The sequence below is a fragment of the Flammeovirga pacifica genome, from assembly GCF_000807855.2.
Taxonomy (GTDB): Bacteria; Bacteroidota; Bacteroidia; order Cytophagales; family Flammeovirgaceae; genus Flammeovirga; species Flammeovirga pacifica.
Genome location: NZ_JRYR02000001.1, coordinates 4500786 through 4518961, shown reverse-complemented (window position 1 = coordinate 4518961; position 18176 = coordinate 4500786). Strand labels below are relative to the sequence as shown.

The window sequence follows — 18176 nt, the reverse complement described above, 5'->3', positions numbered from 1 at the left end:
TCTAGTTGATTTATGTAGTATTGTCAAAAAAAACTTCAAAGACTTTTGTACTACTTTATTACATTTCTATATTTGTACTCGCAATCTTATCAAGAAAGGCAGAGGGACTGGGCCCTATGAAGTCTTGGCAACCTGCGCTCCACAAAGCAAGGTGCCAACTCCCAACACGAAGGTGTTCGTGAAAAGATGAGTTTAACTCCATAAAAATTTCATAATCATTGCATTGCAATACTGTCAAAACTGATAAGTTCACGAATGAACCATTAATATTGGGTTTAGTGTTTTTAAAAAGTTATTTACAGCATATCATATCTATTAGTCTTCTGTTATTTCTAACAGGTTGCTTTGAGCTACAAGAAAAATTAGAAATTACAGAAAGTGGTAAAGGTGATTATTCGTTTACTTTTGATTTTTCACAAAGTCAAGATTTATTCAATATCATATCTACCTATAAGGACAAGAAAAATAGACGTGTTTTTGAACCTAAAAAGTTTGAAAAACCATTACACCTCCTTAGTAAAGAATTAAATAGTTTACCAGGTGTGTACAATTGTAAGACTTTATTAGACTCTACCCGATGGAGGTTAGGTATTCGTTTTGCATTTGTTGATATTAACGCTTTGAATTCAGCTCTGTCTAAAATTAATCTCTCTAAAGAAGAGGACGTTTTTATTAAATTAAAACGTAAAAAAGCAGATTGGATCCAAAACATCAATTGGATGAATATCATCACATCTAACTTACCTAGTTCGGAAAAATCCAAATCGGTAATGTTAGAACAGATAGACTCTGCTTCCTATGTATATCATTGGAACCTAAATAGAGCCATTAAAACTGTCAAATCTTATGAAATAGAACGCATGGGATCTTCAGAACTGGTTTTTAAGGGAAAAATTCCAAGTATAGATAAAGCAGAATATATCACTCAATGGAACGTAAAATTTAAATAAGATATATCATAAATAACAATAATATGACCTATTTATTCACATCCGAATCAGTTTCTGAAGGACATCCAGATAAAATTGCAGATCAAATTTCAGATTCGATTTTAGATGCTATGCTAGCTCAAGATCCTAGTTCACGAGTTGCTTGTGAAACTATGGTAACAACAGGTTTAGCAGTTATTGCTGGCGAGATCACTACAAAAGCTTATGTTGAAATTCCAGATATTGTTCGTGAAACAATTGATAAAATTGGATACAATAAAGAAGATTATTATTTCGCTGCTCACTCTTGTGGTGTACAAGTAGCTTTACATAGTCAATCTCCAGATATTGCTCAAGGTGTAAATGTAGGAGAAGGCGTAGATAAAGATCAAGGAGCTGGTGACCAAGGAATGATGTTTGGTTACGCTACAAAAGAAACTCCTAGCTATATGCCTATGGCTTTGGCTTTCTCACACGGTCTAGTGAAAAGATTAGCTGAAATTCGTAAAACTCAACCAGAATTAATTGGTTACTTAAGACCTGACGCGAAGGCTCAAGTAACTATTGAGTATAATGAAGACAACACTCCTAAAAGAGTGCATACTATAGTAGTTTCAACTCAACACGATGAGTTCCCAAATAAATCAAATGATGACGCTTTAGCTCAAATTGCAGAAGATGTAAAAAAACACGTTATTCCTGCAGTTATTCCTAATGCTTTAATCGATGAAAATACAATCTTCCACATTAACCCTACAGGAAAATTCGTTATTGGAGGACCTCACGGTGATGCGGGCTTAACAGGTCGTAAAATTATTGTGGATACTTATGGTGGAAAAGGTGCTCACGGTGGTGGTGCATTCTCTGGTAAAGATCCATCAAAAGTAGACCGTTCTGCTGCTTATGCCTCTAGACATATTGCAAAGAACTTAGTAGCTGCTGGTATTGCAGATGAATGTTTAGTTCAAGTAGCTTATGCTATTGGTGTATCTACTCCTGTATCGTTGAACGTTCAGACTTATGGAACTGCAAAAGTGGATAAAACAGATGCTGAAATCTCTAACATTGTGAATGAGATTTTTGATATGCGTCCTAAAGCAATTGTGGATCGTTTAGGTTTAACTAATCCTATCTTCACTCCAACAGCCGCTTATGGTCATATGGGACAAGAGCCTTATACTAAAGAAGTAGAATTGGAAATTAGAAACATCGAAGAGAAAGATGGTAAAAAGATAACAACTACTTCAATTGAGAAAAAAGAAGTAGAATTCTTTACATGGGAGAAACTAGATTATGTCGATAAGATTAAATCTGCCTTTGGATTGTAAGATTTCTCTTTAAATAATATTATTTCTTAATCCTTGTTGGTAATTTCAACCAACAAGGATTTTTTTATTATGCGCACTCTACAAATTATACTCTGTTATTTATTTCTATTTACTTCGCTTGTAACTTTTAGTCAATCCTCTTCAGACAATTCCCAAAGTACCCCTCCCAAAAAACGAAAAACGGTTGGTTTAGTACTTAGTGGTGGTGGTGCAAAAGGTATTGCTCATATTACGGTAATTAAAGTATTAGAAGAATATGGTATTCCGATTGATTACATAACCGGTACATCTATGGGGGCTATTGTTGGTGGTTTCTATGCTGCTGGCTATACATCAGATGAACTAGAATTATTTATTAGAGATCCATTATTTCAAGACTGGATCTCTGGAAAAGTAAATATTGAAGATCAGTTTTACTTTGGCAGACAGGAAAGAGGTGCTGAATGGGTAAACTTTAATATTGAATATGATTCTATTTATGGTTTATCTTGGGATCCGACAATGATCCCTACAGGTCTTTTAAATTATAATTTATCTGCTCGCCTTTACAAAAGGTCAAAAGAAATAAATTATGATTTTGATAGCTTGGACATTCCATTTCGAGCTGTTGTATCCGATATTTTTGAAAGAAAAGCGATAGCTGTAGGTAAAGGTGAATTAATGAATGCGATAAGAGGCTCTATGGCCGTTCCTTTAATTTTCTCTCCTGTAAAAATTGATGATAAATATGTCTACGATGGTGGTATTTATAATAATATCCCTGTAGATATCATGAAAGAGGAATTTAATCCTGATATGGTCATTGCTGTTAATTTAGGTGCCCATGATATGTTTGAAGAATATCCTTATGACAGAGACGAAGAACTTGTAAAAGGGAATGTTCTGAAGTTTATTGTCATGAACAATGTTTACCCCAAAGACCTTGATGATAAAAAAGACATCTATTTAGGAGTACCCGTAGACGAATATTCTGCTGCTGATTTTACACCTGTAGACTCGCTACTGGCCATTGGAGATCGCTTTGCAAGAACCATGATAGATTCTGTAGTTAAAGTTTATGGAGAAGATCAACCAAAAGTAAAACCAAGACCAAGTAGATTTAATTCATTATTCGACCCAGATGAAAAAGTGATCAGTCATGTTGATTTAGGAGATAACCTTAGTTTTGGTCAACGCCTTTTTGTAAGAAACATCGTCAAACCAAATAGAAGAAAAAAAGCTTCTATGGATGATCTTTACAATGGGTATAGTATGCTTTTATCAAATAATTATTTCAATAATTTAGATGCTTATTTCTATTATGATAGCCTTGATGAAGATCCCAAATTACATATTGATGTATTTCCTAATAAGAAAGTAAGATTGGGTGTTGGTGGTAATATAGCGTCTAGAAATATTGGGCAGTTTTATATTAATACTCAATTTAATGTCTTCACCAGATCCTTGAACACAGTTTCATTGAACGCTATGGGGGGATCTTTCTATAATTCGGTCAAATTTGAAGTAGAATCATTGTATGCAAAACAACTTCCCTTTTCATTGGGGGCAGAATTTATACACAACCGTTGGAATTATGCCAATGCTTCTGAATTGATTTTTGAAAAAAGAAATAGTCTTAATGTCCTCAGAAAAGACAATTACTTTGGCGGTAAGATCAGTACTGCAATGGGTAGAAAATTTAAATTTACTGGCTTTGGAGGTTATTTCTGGAATAATGATAATTATGATCAAGTTTACTTGGTAGATGTCGATAGTTCTGGAACACAAGTATCTGCGAACTTAATAGGTCATGACAAACACAATGGTTTAACAACAGGCCTATTATGGGAATCGAACACATTAAACCGCAAACAATTTGCAGATGAAGGGCGACATGTAAAAGTCTCTGGTAAATATATTTGGTCAGAAAATATATATGATATCTTTTTCACTCAAAAAACTTCTGCAAATGAAGATAGAAATTGGTATACCTTACAAGCTCAATACGAAGAGTATTTTAATTTAAAATTCCTAACTCTAGGGGTTAGAGGGCATGCTACTTGGTCTAATTATGAAGCCTCATTTAGTACGCCATCCACTTTAGCTAATTCTCCTATTTATTATCCATTAGTAGATTCGAAAACTATATTTAATAGTAGTTTCCGTGGACCAAGATTTTTTGCTGGTGGTATTAAACTTATAAAAAGTCTTTTTACACCTAATTTTAAATTATCATTAGAAGGACATGCCTTCACTACTGATACTAGATACAGTTCTGATAAAAATGAAATTATTCCCAATGTGAAGAAATATACATTTTTCTCAAAAGAAACAATGGATTACGCCTCTTCTGCTGCATTGATATATCATTCACCTATAGGACCATTAAGCATATCTGCAAGTCATTATAGTGAGGATGATTTTAATTTACTCTTCCTCTTTAATATTGGTATTATCATGCATAATAAACGAATACTTGAAGAGTAATAAAACTTATATTGACATAAAAATATATCCAATCTATCATTTATTAATTGGATAAAAAATAAGGTAATAAAAAAGGATGATGCTTGACTTAAAATTCAAACATCATCCTTTTTCGTTGCATAAATACCTTCAAATAGATAATTATTTTCTTGCCAACATCTGCGAGCGATGACTATCTAATTTGATGAAAGTAAATAACATCATTGTAAATGCCCACAAGGAGGAACCTCCATAGCTAAAAAATGGTAACGGAATACCAATCACAGGAAAAATACCAATAGTCATTCCCATGTTAATCATAAAGTGTATAAAGAATACACAGGAGACAGAATAACCATAGACTCGAGCAAAAGTAGATTTCTGTCGTTCTGCCAATAATATTAATCTAATAATTAATGCTGCAAATAGCCCGATAGTTATCACACTTCCTATCCATCCGTGTTCTTCACCGATTGTACAGAAAATAAAGTCTGTAGACTGTTCCGGTACAAAATCGAACTTAGTTTGTGTTCCTTCTAAAAATCCTTTTCCTAACAAGCCTCCTGAACCAATAGCAATCTTAGATTGATTTACTTGATATCCTACTCCTAAAGGATCAATTTTAGGGTTAACAAGTACCTCAATTCTTTTTCTTTGGTGAGGTCTCATTACATCATACATGATAAAATCAATCCCTTCTGTAAAGAGGAATGATAACGTACCAAAGCCCAAAACAAGGAATAAAAACAACTTGCTCTTTTTGGTATATATCAAATAAATAATGGCTAAGACTGACATTCCGCCAAGTAAAGCAGCAGCACTAACAGTATCTGTTACCAATGCTGTAACAAAAAGGAAGACCACCCATAATCCTACGGCCATAATCCACCAAGGCATCCCTTCACGATATAACATTAAAAAGAAGGCTGCAAAAACAAGAGCAGATCCTGTATCTTTTTGTAACATCACGAAAGCAAATGGAATTAGAATTATAGCTACAGAACTAAGAAAACCACTCCATTTTTCTACCCTAACAGCCGGATTATCAATATATCTAGCTAATGCTAAGGCTAATGTAAATTTGGCAAATTCTGAAGGCTGAATCCTTATAAACCCAATTTTAATCCAAGAGGTATTACCACCGGCAGAGTGACCAAATATTAATACAAAAGCCAACATTAATAAGGTGATAATAAAAGCGGGATAAGCGATAGTACTAAAGAGCTTAAAATCTACCACCATAATTACAAATGCAATTAATAATGCACCTCCTATCCACATCAATTGTTTACCTGAATTGAGTGATAATGAAAATATACTTGTAGGAGCATCAGGTTGATAAACCGCAGCATAAATATTTAGCCAACCTACAATCACTAAAGTGATATAAATAAATACAGTAAGCCAATCTACATTTGTTTTACCGGTGCTTTCACGCATTTCTTTAGGGGATATATAAAATAAGAAGCGTTGTGATTATGAACGCCTCGATATAATCAAAAAATATTAGTACAAAAAAAAGTCCTTAGATTGTATAATGCAATTCTAAGGACTTAATATAATTAGATTTAACGATTATTTCTGAAGCATCTTCAATATAGCCGTTAATTTTCTCTTTAATTCTCTACGATTCACGATCATATCAACAAAACCATGCTCTTGCAAGAATTCTGCAGATTGGAAACCTTTAGGTAAGTCTTTACCTATAGTCTCTCTAATAACACGAGGACCAGCGAAACCAATTAAAGCACCCGGTTCAGCAATATTAATATCACCTAACATAGCATATGATGCAGTAACACCACCTGTAGTTGGATCAGTTAATAAACTAATATATGGTAAACCAGCTTCTTCTAATAAAGCTAATTTTGCAGAAGTTTTAGCCATTTGCATCAACGAGAACCCTGCTTCCATCATACGAGCACCTCCAGATTTAGAGATCATCATAAATGGCATATTGTTCTGAAGAGCGTAGTCAATACCTCTTGCAATTTTTTCACCTACAACAGAACCCATAGAACCGCCAATGAAACTAAAGTCCATGCAGCTTACTACTAAGTCCAAACCGTTTATTTTACCATAAACTGTTCTACATGCATCTTTCAGCTCTGATTTCTTTTGAGAAGCAGCAATTCTATCTTCATAAGATTTGCTGTCTTTGAATTTTAATGGATTTCCAGAAGTCATGTTTTCATCTAACTCTGTAAATACATTTTCATCAAAAATAATCTCAAAATATTCTTTCGAGCCAATGCGTACATGAAATTCATCATCAGGACAAACGTAAGCGTTCTCACGAAGTTCCTGCATATGTATGATTTTGCCTTGGTTAGTTTTGTACCAAAGGCCGTCTGGTGAATCTTTCTTTTCAGATGTTGGAGTTTGAATCCCCTGTTCTTTTCTTTTGAACCAAGCCATAAGAATATATATAAACTTGTTTAAGAATAATACTTTAATGTATTCGAAAATACATATGAGGCGTAAAGATATTCATTAAGTCTTCACATAAAAAACTTATTGTATGTTTGCATAACAAAATTGTAAAGATTTAATACATTTTTTTATAAAAACACTCCAAAAAACCTGTTTCACAAAATATGCACCCCCATAATTAACAACATTAAATAAATTAAAATAAATCTTTACTGTTTAATATTTTCTAAAACTATTGACGAATGTGTGCGTATTAATATTACTAAAGTCATCAAAATTCTACTACCAATATAGGTTGAAGAGTTGTATATTTGTGGCTGCTATTGTTCACACGTGTGTGTGACGCTATCATAAATTATTCAAATTATAATTATGTCTTTCAACATTAATGATATCAAGCCAGGTGTAATCACTGGTGAGGACGTAGAAAAAGTATATCAATACGCACTAGAAAAAGGTTTTGCTCTTCCAGCAGTAAACTGTGTTGGTACTAACTCAGTAAATGCTGTTATGGAAACTGCTGCAAAACTGAAAGCTCCAGTTATTATTCAGTTCTCAAACGGTGGTGCTTCTTTTTACGCTGGTAAAGGCATTAAAGGTGAAGGTCAAGCAGCTGCAATCGCTGGTGCAATCGCCGGTGCTAAGCATGTTCACGAATTGGCTGAAGCATATGGTGCTCGTGTAATCTTAAACACTGACCACTGTGCAAAAAAATTACTTCCTTGGATCGACGGTCTTTTAGACGCTTCTGAGAAGTTTATGAAAGAAACTGGTAAGCCATTATTCTCTTCTCATATGATTGACCTTTCTGAGGAGCCAATCGAAGAGAACATGGAGATCTCTGGTAAATACTTCGAGCGTATGGCTAAAATGGGTCAAACTCTTGAAATCGAATTAGGTATCACTGGTGGTGAGGAAGATGGTGTTGACAACTCTGATGTTGATCCTTCACGTCTTTACACTCAACCTTCAGAAGTTGATTACGCTTACGAGCAATTAGGTAAAATCGACCACAAATTCTTAGTAGCTGCATCTTTTGGTAACGTTCACGGTGTATATAAGCCAGGTAACGTGAAGTTGACTCCAACTATCTTGGACGATTCTCAAAAGTTTATCATTGAGAAGCATGGTACTGAATCTAAAAAGCCAGTTAAATTCGTATTCCACGGTGGATCTGGATCTTCTTTAGAAGAAATTCGTGAAGGTATCTCTTACGGTGTAATCAAAATGAACATCGATACTGATACTCAGTGGGCTACTTGGGATGGTATCCGTAGCTACGAAGCGAAAAACCATGACTACCTTCAAGGTCAAATCGGTAACCCAGAAGGTGCTGATGAGCCTAACAAGAAATTCTATGACCCACGTAAGTGGTTAAGAGTTTCTGAAGAGTCTATGATTACTCGTTTAGAGCAAGCATTTGCTGACTTGAATGACGTAAACATCTTCCAAGACTAAGTCTTAGAGGTTTTAGATATAAAAAAACACCCTTTTCCATGGAGAAGGGTGTTTTTTTGTTTCTTATTTATTCTTACCACTAATCATTTCAGAAATAATATTTTTCTGATCTGTTAACTCTGCGATTACAACTCCAACAAGATGCATCACTAAGAATCCTACTAAATAATAAAGTGATAATTTATGTAGGTCTTCCATTAATTTATGATCGCCTATATCATTAATAACAAACATTCCAGTCATTAATGAAGCAGCTACAAGTACATAAAAAGAGGCGTATAAAACCCACTGAAATTTATCTTTACTCGATGCTTCAGAAGAAGTAATTGTAGTCAATTTAAATCCTCTTTCCTTGATATTCAATACTACTCTTAAGGATAATAGAGCAATCATTAAATAACCTGCATAAATGTGCCAAGTCCACATTTGTCCACGAATAACTTTAGCAATTTTAATAGATTGTTTCTTGGTAATATCAATATCTAATGACGATAATTGTTCTGTAATAATATCACTCATTAAATATTTATTCATCCAGTTCATTCTTAAAAATACTGTTAATGTGATGAATAACATCGTAAAGGCAATAAGCCAGTGAAGAATACGATGTGGTTTTGAAAAGGTGTCGTTTGTCATAGCGTAAAAAAATTGATTAGATAAAAAAGAGAATAAGGCAATGATCAAATCTTATAATTTGGCATTTTCCATTCAATCATCAATTTATATTAAAATCCTATTATTTCTAAAGCTTTCATTCTATTTCAATAATATGCTAGTAATATATTACTTTTATCATATCAAACATGAAATCAAATTTTATGATCAATTCTATAGATAAAGTTTTAAAGTCATCAACTGAGAAACAATATAATTTTTCTGTTCTTATTCCTACTTGGAATAATATCAACTACCTTAAACTATGTATTGAAGGGTTAAAAAAAAATAGTACTACAAATCTTCAGTTAATTATTATTATTAATGAAGGTGAAGATGGTACATTAAAATGGGTGATGGAACAAGAGGAATTAAACTATGTTTATTCTCCCAAAAATATAGGAATTTGCTATGCTTTAAATGCTTGTAGAAGCTTAATTTTATCTGACTATGTTGTCTACATGAATGATGATATGTACCCACTTCATAATTGGGACGGGAAGTTAAATGATGAAATTATAAAGTATGGAAAAAAAGATTTCATGTTTTCTAGTACAATGATTGAGCCTTTTAACACAGGAAATCCTTGCGTATTGGTCAAAGATTATGGTAGAGATATTGAAACATTCAAAAAAGAAGAAATAGAAAAAGATTCTTCTACTTTCTCTAGATCAGATTGGTGGGGTAGTACATGGCCACCTAATGTAATGCATATTGATGTTTGGGATTTAGCAGGAGGTATGAGTATTGAATATACACCTGGCTTTAGTTCTGATCCTGACTTATCTATGAAATTCTACCAAATGGGTGTGAGAGAATTTAAAGGATTAGGAAATAGTTTTGTTTACCACTTTGGTTGTAAATCTACAGGTAGAGTAAAAAGCAATAAAGGAACTGATACGTTCTTAATGAAATGGGGAATTAGCTCGCGAATCTTTACTAATGAAGTGATTAAAAGAGGTAAAGAATATCAGGAAGATCTTCCTTCTAAAGAAATTTCATTAAGCAATAAGATTAGAAATAAAATTAAGAAACTGAGAGTTGCTTTAAAATAAAAAAAGGTGAGATCTAAATCTCACCTTTTTTATTGATCTATTTTTTAAATTGATCTAATCGATTTCCATTTGCTCTCACTAGCATATCAGCAATAGTTAATGCAGACATTGCTTCAACAATTGGTACAGCTCTTGGAACGACACATGGATCGTGACGCCCTTTACCTGCTACTGTAGCTGAATTACCTTCTTTATCTACAGAATCTTGATCAATCATGATTGTTGCTACAGGTTTAAAAGCAGTTCTAAAGTAAATATCTTCACCATTAGAAATACCTCCTTGAATACCTCCAGACAAATTAGTTTTTGTTCTTACTTTACCTTCTTCATCTGAATAGAACTTATCATTATGCGTTGAACCTCTTAATTTTGTTCCTGCAAAACCAGAACCGTATTCAAACCCTTTACAAGCATTAATGCTCAACATTGCTTTACCTAGCTCAGCATTTAAACGATCAAATACAGGCTCACCTAACCCAGCAGGTACGCCAGAAATCACGCAAGAAACAATACCACCAATAGTATCTCTATCTTTACGTACTCCATCAATTAGTTCGATCATTTGTTCTGCCTTTACAGGATCAGGACAACGTACTATATTATTTTCGATTTCAGCAAAATCAAAAGAAGAATAATCATCCGTTACTTTGATGTCTCCTACTTCAGATACATAAGCATGAAAATCGATTCCTAAACTATTTAAAAATAATTTTGCAACTGCACCTGCTGCTACTCTTGCTGCGGTTTCTCTTGCAGAACTTCTTCCTCCACCTCTATAATCACGTACTCCATATTTTGCATGATATGTATAATCTGCATGAGATGGTCTAAAGACATCTTTAATATGAGAGTAATCTTTACTTCTTTGGTCTTGATTCCAAATTAATAAAGCGATAGGAGTACCAGTAGTTACCTCTTCAAACACTCCTGATAGTACTTCTACACTATCAGCCTCTTTTCTTTGAGTTGTGATTTTAGACTGTCCTGGTTTTCTTCTATCTAATTCCTTCTGAATATATTCAAGGTCAAACGGTACGCCTGCTGGGCATCCATCAATGGTTACACCAATCGCACGACCGTGAGATTCTCCAAATGTTGTGATTCTAAATGCTTTTCCAAACGTATTCATTACCTAATCTGTTAGTTCGAACACAAAAATATGATCTTTTTTCTTTATAAACTGAACTCACATAAAAATAATACCTTGAACAGCTTATGTTTCTCTTTATTTTATCAAATTCATAATAATACCACCCTTATATTATGAATAATTAACATTGAGTAGTAATTTCCTTATCAAACTGTGAATTATTAATAAGCAATCAATCGTTATTAAATCCAAAGAAATACACTTTAATGCATGATGTGAAAATAAAATCGCTTTTGATTACTATTTCTAAGATAGTTCAAGTTATATTTGTGAGGTTTTTCACTAAAAACTAGAAAATTATGAAATATAGCTTCTTAATTTATGACGGTGTAATCACTGTAAAGTTAATTGGTGACTTCCTTGGCCATCCTGAAGAGAAGAGTTTTATTAGAGACTCTAAACTTTTCACAAGATCAGGAATCACTAACTTTATTATTGATGCATCTGAAATAAATCACATGAACAGTGGAGGCTTAAGTATGTTAGTGAGGTTATATACTGATATCTCTCAGAATAATGGGAAAATGTTATTAATCTCATCGCCTTCACAATTGACAAAATTGTTGAAGATAACAAAACTTGATAAAGTATTTCAAACCTCAAATTCTAGAAGTAAAGCTCTTCAAACCTTGAGGTTAAATTAATTTTGACTTAGTAAAATTTATATATCTTAATAAAAATAATTCATTCACAAGATGGATATTCTTTTAGGCATGCAGTGGGGAGATGAAGGAAAAGGCAAAGTTGTCGATGTCCTTGCTCCAAAATATGACGTTGTAGCACGTTTCCAAGGTGGTCCAAATGCAGGACATACTTTGGAATTTGATGATAAAAAGTTCGTACTGCATCAAATCCCTTCAGGTGTTTTCCAAGAGGGAACATCAAATATTATTGGTAATGGTGTAGTTCTTGATATTCGTATCTTCCGTGAGGAGATCGAAAAACTAGAATCAGCAGGATACGGAGTAAAAGACAAAATCTTGTTGTCTAAAAAAACTCACTTAATTATCCCGACACACCGTCTTTTAGATGCTGCCTACGAGAAAAGTAAAGGGGATCAAAAAATTGGTTCTACTTTAAAAGGTATTGGTCCAACTTACCAAGATAAATCTGCTCGTGTAGGTCTTAGAACTGGTGATTTATTCGCGGATAACTTCCAAGAAAAATACGATGCTCTAAAAGCTAAACACATCGAAATTTTAAGATTTTATGATTTCGATTATTCAGAACTACTTCCTGAAATGGAAGAGGAATTCTTCCAAGCAGTTACTTATACAAAGACTTTAAAGTTTGTCAACTCTGAATACTTTGTAAACGATGCTCTAAAGGCGGGTAAAAAAGTACTAGCTGAGGGTGCTCAAGGTTCTTTATTAGATGTTGATTTTGGATCTTATCCATTTGTAACTTCGTCTAATACATTTGCTGCAGGTGCTTCTACTGGTTTAGGTGTTGCTCCTAATGCACAGAAGAACATTTATGGTATCTTCAAAGCGTACTGTACTCGTGTTGGTTCTGGCCCATTCCCTACTGAGTTATTTGATAAAACAGGAGAGGATCTTCAAAACCTAGGTCATGAGTTTGGTGCTACAACAGGTCGTAGAAGAAGATGTGGTTGGTTAGACCTTCCAATCTTAAAATACGCTGTTATGCTTAACGGTGCAACTGAGTTGTTCATGATGAAGGCAGACGTAATGAATACTTTCGAAGAAATCAAAGTTTGTACAGAGTACGTTTTAAAAGACGGTACAAAAACAACTGAGGTTCCTTACGATCTTGAAGACATTAAAGAGCCAGTCTATACATCTCTAAAAGGATGGAATCAAGAAGTGGATGTAAAACTTCCATTTAATGAGCTTCCTCAAGCACTTTTAGATTACGTAAAATATATTGAAGATTATATCGGAGTTCCTATCACTATGGTTTCTATGGGACCAGATCGTGAAGAAACAATCATGAAATAATCAGATAGATTGCATATAAAAAATCCCTTTCATAAATTTAATGAAAGGGATTTTTTTTACGCATTTCTATGATAAATAATCATTTTACGTAATACATAATCCATATATTCAAGCCTTTAAAAACAAAACCCATGCAAATAAAAACCTTCAAGGAACAATTGATCGATTGTTTTAAAACTTTCAAAACTTCAAAAGTAATATGTGCCTCTGAAGAGGGTGAATTAATTGTCCCTCAAACTGAAAAAGAAGCAATAGAATTGGTTGAAGCAGGATATACTGCTTATTTTAGAAAAGACCTTAAAAAAGAATTAGGCGCTGATGGCCTAGGTTTATTTTATTAATAGCCTATTCTAAAATAATTGCACAACATACTTCTATTATGACTGCCCTAATCAAATGACTAGGGCTTAATTATGTCTTATAAATTCTTATTTAATATTGTTGCAGATGCTTGTGCTGTTGGGTAGATAACCAAATCTGCAATATTTACAGATCCTCTTCTCGAAACCATAAAGTAAATTACATCGGCAATATCTTCAGCATAAAGTGGAGTATACCCTTCATAAACTCCTGCCGCTTTTGCAGTATCTCCTTTAAATCTCACCTCAGAAAATTCTGTTTGAACTAAACCCGGATGAACAGCACCAACTCGAATACCATATTCGTTTAAATCGTAACGCATAGCTTCATTCAAAGCATTCACAGCAAATTTTGATGCATTATATACGTTACCATTGGGATAAACATCTTTCCCTGCTATTGAACCAATATTAATAATCTGACCCGATTTCCTTTCTGTCATTTGCCCAATAATAGCTTTAGACACATAAAGTAATCCTTTTACATTAATATCAATCATAGCATCCCAATCGTCAACATCTCCATCTTGAATTGGAGCTAAACCGTGTGCATTACCTGCATTGTTTACTAAAATATCTACTTGTGAAAAGCCTTGTGGTAAACTTTCAATTTTTGCAAAAACATCTTTTTTGTCTCTTACATCAAAAGACAATGTATGCACATCTGTTTTTTCACTCAGTTTTTTTTGAAGCTCATCAAGACGTTCTTGTCTACGTCCGCAAATGATTAATCGAATACCATTATCTGCAAAAAGCTCTGCTGTAGCTTTTCCTATACCTGAAGTTGCTCCTGTAATTAATGCGGTCTTTTTCATTATTATTACTTTTGAAAACACATCATCGACATTTCCATTGTATGTTCTTCTGTCTCATTAGGTGGAAGATAGTGATGTGTAATATGTTGATTGAATTGAAGTTTTAAATTAGGGTAATCCTTATTAAATAAAGATTTAAGATGTTGTTCTCTCATATTCCATTGATGTGTTATCAATAAGATATATCCATTTTTCACGAGTGATGCTTCAATTTGATTAAACAATAAACTTTCATTATCTAAATCTTCAAACTGACAATGAATTACAGCATCTAATATTACTACTTGATAAGGTTGATCAATTGTATATTTATAAATATCAGCAACTACCCCTTTTACCTTACCTTTTGATGATGAAACCGTTTGATGAATACCTACTTTAGATACATCGACAGCTGTGACATCAAATCCTAATGTCTCTGCCATTAATGCATTTCTGCCTTGTCCGCTGCCTAAATCTAGTAAGTTTTTTTTATCTACTATACGTTCTAAAAATACCTTTAGCTCTTTATAACTGTCGCCAAAAGTATTCTTATTCTCATAGAATTGATCCCAATCTCTAATTTTATCAATTTCCAAAATTAATCTCGGTATGATCTCCTAAATTTAAACTTTGTGCTACGCCTTTTAATGTAGAATCATGTCCTACTAATGAGTTCTTCAACAATAGGTCTTTCAAATTTGTATAAGCACCTATTATTGAGTTACTGATATTACAATTTTCTATTTTAGCTTCCTCACCAATGACTACATTAGGGCCAATAATTGAATTTCTAATAACTGTATTTTTACCAATTTTCACTGGAGGAATCAACACTGTTTGCTTACAATCAATATCTTCCATTTTAGTAACATCGAAATCAGGTCGATTTAGTAATGTAGCATTGGCTTCCAATAATGAAATCTTAGCACCGCAATCGTACCAATTTTCTACTAATTGAACATCAAATGTAACACCATCTTGAAGCATTTTTTGTAAACCATCTGTAATAACAAATTCATTGTTAACGGTTTTGTTACTAGACAGTACATATCTTAAAGCATCCAATAATTTAGGAACATCTGTAATTTTATAAATACCGACTAAGCCAAAATTCGACTTTGGTATATTAGGACGTTCTATAAACTTCCTCACTTTAGTTCCTTCTTTTAACTCTGTGACACCATAATTTCCTGGTGTTTCCACTTTTTGCACTCCTACCACAGAATTAGGAACTTCCAACATCTTTGGTATATCAATATTTACAATAGAATCCCCTAAACAGATCATTACTGCTTCTTCTTCTTTGATATATTTCTCTGCAACTAAAACTGCATGGGCAGAACCTTCTCTAGGTATTTGTACTACAAACTCAAACTTAATATTAGTTTCTTTATAGTTCTCTTGAATAAAAGATTCTATTCTAGCTCCCATATAGCCAATAATAATAATAAACTCATCAAACCCTGTTTCGATAAACTTATCAATAATGTGTGCTATTACAGGTTTCCCTGCCACTGGAAGAAGTGCTTTGGGTTGCGTATTGGTTAGTGGTCTTAAATTAGAACCTCGGCCTGCAACTGGTATTAATACTTTCATATATATATTTCAGAGGGTATAAATAATTAATAAATTTTATAACCCTAACAAAGAAAATAATGGTCAATAATAAACAAAATTTAGTTATTTTGTATTTAAGTTAAAAGTGCATCTGATATTTATCGAGATGAATTTTCAATTTAAAAATTAAAACCTAAAATATTCTCAAACTTAATCCAAATCTAATGAAAATGAGATTAATTTCTACCCTAATTATTTGTACAGTCATTTCTTTCGGATGTTCTTCTGGTGGCTCTGAAAAATCAAACAAAAAAGAGTACCAAAAGGTAACAAAAGAAGAATGGCAAATGGCTAAAAGAATGTTTGGTCAACAACCCGTAAAAGCTGATTTTAAAAAAGACAATCCTTACAATGAAGCTAAAGTTAAATTAGGCCAAATGTTATATCATGATACTCGTTTATCTAATGATGGTAATATTAGCTGTAACTCTTGTCATAACCTTGCCACTTTTGGTGTGGATAATTTACCCACTTCTCCTGGAGACACTGGTGTAAATGGAGAAAGAAATTCGCCAACTGTTTATAACGCTGCTTTTGACTTTGTTCAATTCTGGGATGGTCGTGCTGCTGATGTTGAAGAGCAAGCCTTAGGACCTATTCTTAATCCAGTAGAGCATGGTATGACGAGTGAAAAGCAAGTTGTATCAAGATTATCTGAAGTAGCAGAGTACGTAAAACTATTCAAAGAAGCTTTCCCTAATGAGAAAAAACCTCTTACATTCGCCAATGTTGGTAATGCAATTGGAGCATTTGAAAGAACATTAATTTACCCTTCTCGCTTTGATAGATTTATGGAAAAAGAAACTTCTTCTTTCCTATTAACTGCTAAAGAAGCACAAGGACTTAGAGATTTCCAAGAAGCTGGCTGTACAACATGTCATTCAGGAAATCAATTAGGTGCACAAATGTATCAGAAGTTTGGTCTGTATGGCGATTATTGGACAATGACTGGCTCTAAAAAATTAGCTTCAGGACATTATGACGAAGGTCGAAAAGACGCTACAGGTAAAGATTCGGATAAATATTTCTTCAAAGTTCCTAGTCTTAGAAACATTACTAAAACAGCTCCTTACTTCCATGATGGATCGGTAGCTAAATTAGAAGATGCTATTAAGATCATGGCAAAGTTACAATCCAATAAAGATTTAAATGATGAGCAAGTATCAAATATTGCTGCTTTCCTAAAGTCATTGGATTCTAAAATTGATGAAGCTATTACAAAGGCTCCGGTACTTCCGTAAAGAATAGAATAAATATATTATTTAAGAATAGCACTGTTTAATAGCAGTGCTATTTTTTTGTCAATTGATAATTGTACAGGAATACAAAAGCTTAAACATTCATCTTGTATTAGAAATGACAGTACTTTATACTGAGGAAAGTTTTTAAATAAAATCTCTAAATACCCATTTCGTTTGGATATTTCATTAATTTCCAGCAATTGAAATGGGACTGTCAAACCTGTTTTTATACATTTCGATAACGCTTCTTTTGCAGACCATAACCTTAACTCAAATAATTCTATTCCATTACTTATGCATAACATTTTCTCTTGAAAAGTAATCTGACCTTTAGTTTTTAAAGCCATTTCTTCTTGATTTCCTTCTAAATCAATTCCAATTACAAGCTCTTTCGGAAAAATTATAGCTGTAATGTTACTTGATGTATGAGATAAAGAACATTCCCAATCATAATATTTGGGATGGTAAATCACAGGTTGATCAAAAATACCTTTTCTAATTTCTATAAGATTTGGTTTGGTCGGTACTACACCTTGAAGAAGGTCTTTTATTAAATACCTTCCAGATAAAAATGTTTTCTTTCTTTTTTCATGCAAATTTTCATAGAACAAAAGTTCTCTAGGGTGTAGGATATCAACATCATTCTGATGTGAATGAAATTGATAATCAAAAAAACAAGTATATATTTCACCTGTTTCCTTATGAATAAAAATTAGGTTGTTCATAAAAAAGGGAGCTGAAAAAACAGC

Annotated in this window: 17 protein-coding genes and 1 riboswitch; of the genes, 9 read left to right on the top strand and 8 right to left on the bottom strand. The window is 33.2% G+C overall.

All coding sequences use genetic code 11. The annotated features are described in order from the left end of the window. Positions 1-83: 83 nt before the first annotated feature. Positions 84-193: riboswitch (SAM riboswitch) on the top strand. Between the two features lie 25 nt (positions 194-218). From NH26_RS17895 to NH26_RS17885, 3 genes are all read left to right on the top strand, one after another. After that, positions 219-950, top strand: coding sequence for a hypothetical protein (locus NH26_RS17895; RefSeq protein WP_139263157.1), 732 nt, complete (start codon positions 219-221; stop codon positions 948-950). A 23-nt stretch (positions 951-973) separates the two neighbouring features. Continuing rightward, on the top strand, positions 974-2257 hold the full coding sequence (metK, locus tag NH26_RS17890; protein WP_044220229.1) for a methionine adenosyltransferase: 1284 nt from the start codon (positions 974-976) through the stop codon (positions 2255-2257). Positions 2258-2326: 69 nt separating this feature from the next. Then, positions 2327-4723: a patatin-like phospholipase family protein gene (locus tag NH26_RS17885; RefSeq protein WP_044220227.1), complete on the top strand. Its 2397-nt coding sequence runs from the start codon at positions 2327-2329 to the stop codon at positions 4721-4723. Positions 4724-4864: 141 nt separating this feature from the next. On the opposite strand, the gene rodA is transcribed toward NH26_RS17885, so the two are convergent. After that, positions 4865-6142 carry a rod shape-determining protein RodA gene (rodA, locus tag NH26_RS17880; protein WP_044220224.1) on the bottom strand — a complete coding sequence of 426 codons (1278 nt, stop codon included), beginning with the start codon at positions 6140-6142 and terminating at the stop codon, positions 4865-4867. Positions 6143-6277: 135 nt separating this feature from the next. Beyond that, complete coding sequence (accD, locus tag NH26_RS17875; RefSeq protein ID WP_044220223.1) at positions 6278-7120, bottom strand: acetyl-CoA carboxylase, carboxyltransferase subunit beta; 843 nt, start codon at positions 7118-7120, stop codon at positions 6278-6280. 387 nt (positions 7121-7507) lie between these two features. On the opposite strand from accD, the gene fbaA reads away from it, so the two are divergent. Continuing rightward, positions 7508-8593 (top strand): class II fructose-bisphosphate aldolase, encoded by a 1086-nt coding sequence (fbaA, locus tag NH26_RS17870; protein WP_044220220.1) that lies wholly within the window; start codon positions 7508-7510, stop codon positions 8591-8593. Positions 8594-8656: 63 nt separating this feature from the next. On the opposite strand, the gene NH26_RS17865 is transcribed toward fbaA, so the two are convergent. Next, positions 8657-9229 (bottom strand): cytochrome b/b6 domain-containing protein, encoded by a 573-nt coding sequence (locus NH26_RS17865; protein WP_044220217.1) that lies wholly within the window; start codon positions 9227-9229, stop codon positions 8657-8659. A gap of 167 nt (positions 9230-9396) precedes the next feature. Here NH26_RS17865 and NH26_RS17860 point away from each other — a divergent pair, with 167 nt between their 5' ends. Continuing rightward, positions 9397-10302, top strand: coding sequence for a glycosyltransferase family 2 protein (locus NH26_RS17860; RefSeq protein ID WP_242427336.1), 906 nt, complete (start codon positions 9397-9399; stop codon positions 10300-10302). A gap of 37 nt (positions 10303-10339) precedes the next feature. Here the strand turns inward: NH26_RS17860 and aroC are convergent, their stop codons facing one another. Continuing rightward, positions 10340-11431, bottom strand: a complete 1092-nt coding sequence (aroC, locus tag NH26_RS17855; RefSeq protein ID WP_044220214.1) for a chorismate synthase — start codon at positions 11429-11431, stop codon at positions 10340-10342. A 320-nt stretch (positions 11432-11751) separates the two neighbouring features. Here aroC and NH26_RS17850 point away from each other — a divergent pair, with 320 nt between their 5' ends. The 3 genes from NH26_RS17850 (at position 11752) to NH26_RS17840 (ending at position 13754) form a co-directional block, all read left to right on the top strand. Further along, complete coding sequence (locus NH26_RS17850) at positions 11752-12096, top strand: STAS domain-containing protein (RefSeq protein WP_044220211.1); 345 nt, start codon at positions 11752-11754, stop codon at positions 12094-12096. A gap of 51 nt (positions 12097-12147) precedes the next feature. Next, complete coding sequence (locus NH26_RS17845) at positions 12148-13413, top strand: adenylosuccinate synthase (protein ID WP_044220208.1); 1266 nt, start codon at positions 12148-12150, stop codon at positions 13411-13413. 131 nt (positions 13414-13544) lie between these two features. Beyond that, entirely contained in the window at positions 13545-13754 is a 210-nt protein-coding gene (locus NH26_RS17840) for a hypothetical protein (RefSeq protein WP_044220205.1), read from the top strand. Positions 13755-13831: 77 nt separating this feature from the next. On the opposite strand, the gene NH26_RS17835 is transcribed toward NH26_RS17840, so the two are convergent. Genes NH26_RS17835 through NH26_RS17825 form a run of 3 tightly spaced genes read right to left on the bottom strand, consistent with a single transcriptional unit; the run spans position 13832 to position 16165 of the window. Then, positions 13832-14587 carry an SDR family NAD(P)-dependent oxidoreductase gene (locus NH26_RS17835; protein ID WP_044220203.1) on the bottom strand — a complete coding sequence of 252 codons (756 nt, stop codon included), beginning with the start codon at positions 14585-14587 and terminating at the stop codon, positions 13832-13834. Between the two features lie 5 nt (positions 14588-14592). Beyond that, entirely contained in the window at positions 14593-15165 is a 573-nt protein-coding gene (locus NH26_RS17830) for a class I SAM-dependent methyltransferase (RefSeq protein ID WP_044220200.1), read from the bottom strand. Further along, positions 15155-16165, bottom strand: a complete 1011-nt coding sequence (locus NH26_RS17825) for a sugar phosphate nucleotidyltransferase (RefSeq protein ID WP_044220198.1) — start codon at positions 16163-16165, stop codon at positions 15155-15157. Before NH26_RS17825 ends, NH26_RS17830 begins: the two co-directional genes overlap by 11 nt. A 191-nt stretch (positions 16166-16356) precedes the next feature. On the opposite strand from NH26_RS17825, the gene NH26_RS17820 reads away from it, so the two are divergent. Beyond that, entirely contained in the window at positions 16357-17427 is a 1071-nt protein-coding gene (locus NH26_RS17820; RefSeq protein ID WP_139263155.1) for a cytochrome-c peroxidase, read from the top strand. A gap of 17 nt (positions 17428-17444) precedes the next feature. Here NH26_RS17820 and NH26_RS17815 read toward each other — a convergent pair whose 3' ends face one another. Next, positions 17445-18152 carry a 4'-phosphopantetheinyl transferase family protein gene (locus NH26_RS17815; RefSeq protein ID WP_044220193.1) on the bottom strand — a complete coding sequence of 236 codons (708 nt, stop codon included), beginning with the start codon at positions 18150-18152 and terminating at the stop codon, positions 17445-17447. Positions 18153-18176 lie beyond the last annotated feature (24 nt).

Coding starts and splice junctions, on each gene's coding strand:
- metK (WP_044220229.1), top strand. CDS start 974: ATGACCTATTTATTCACATCCGAATCAGTTTCTGAAGGACATCCAGAT.
- NH26_RS17885 (WP_044220227.1), top strand. CDS start 2,327: ATGCGCACTCTACAAATTATACTCTGTTATTTATTTCTATTTACTTCG.
- rodA (WP_044220224.1), bottom strand. CDS start 6,142: ATGCGTGAAAGCACCGGTAAAACAAATGTAGATTGGCTTACTGTATTT.
- accD (WP_044220223.1), bottom strand. CDS start 7,120: ATGGCTTGGTTCAAAAGAAAAGAACAGGGGATTCAAACTCCAACATCT.
- fbaA (WP_044220220.1), top strand. CDS start 7,508: ATGTCTTTCAACATTAATGATATCAAGCCAGGTGTAATCACTGGTGAG.
- NH26_RS17865 (WP_044220217.1), bottom strand. CDS start 9,229: ATGACAAACGACACCTTTTCAAAACCACATCGTATTCTTCACTGGCTT.
- NH26_RS17860 (WP_242427336.1), top strand. CDS start 9,397: ATGAAATCAAATTTTATGATCAATTCTATAGATAAAGTTTTAAAGTCA.
- aroC (WP_044220214.1), bottom strand. CDS start 11,431: ATGAATACGTTTGGAAAAGCATTTAGAATCACAACATTTGGAGAATCT.
- NH26_RS17850 (WP_044220211.1), top strand. CDS start 11,752: ATGAAATATAGCTTCTTAATTTATGACGGTGTAATCACTGTAAAGTTA.
- NH26_RS17845 (WP_044220208.1), top strand. CDS start 12,148: ATGGATATTCTTTTAGGCATGCAGTGGGGAGATGAAGGAAAAGGCAAA.
- NH26_RS17840 (WP_044220205.1), top strand. CDS start 13,545: ATGCAAATAAAAACCTTCAAGGAACAATTGATCGATTGTTTTAAAACT.
- NH26_RS17835 (WP_044220203.1), bottom strand. CDS start 14,587: ATGAAAAAGACCGCATTAATTACAGGAGCAACTTCAGGTATAGGAAAA.
- NH26_RS17825 (WP_044220198.1), bottom strand. CDS start 16,165: ATGAAAGTATTAATACCAGTTGCAGGCCGAGGTTCTAATTTAAGACCA.
- NH26_RS17820 (WP_139263155.1), top strand. CDS start 16,357: ATGAGATTAATTTCTACCCTAATTATTTGTACAGTCATTTCTTTCGGA.
- NH26_RS17815 (WP_044220193.1), bottom strand. CDS start 18,152: ATGAACAACCTAATTTTTATTCATAAGGAAACAGGTGAAATATATACT.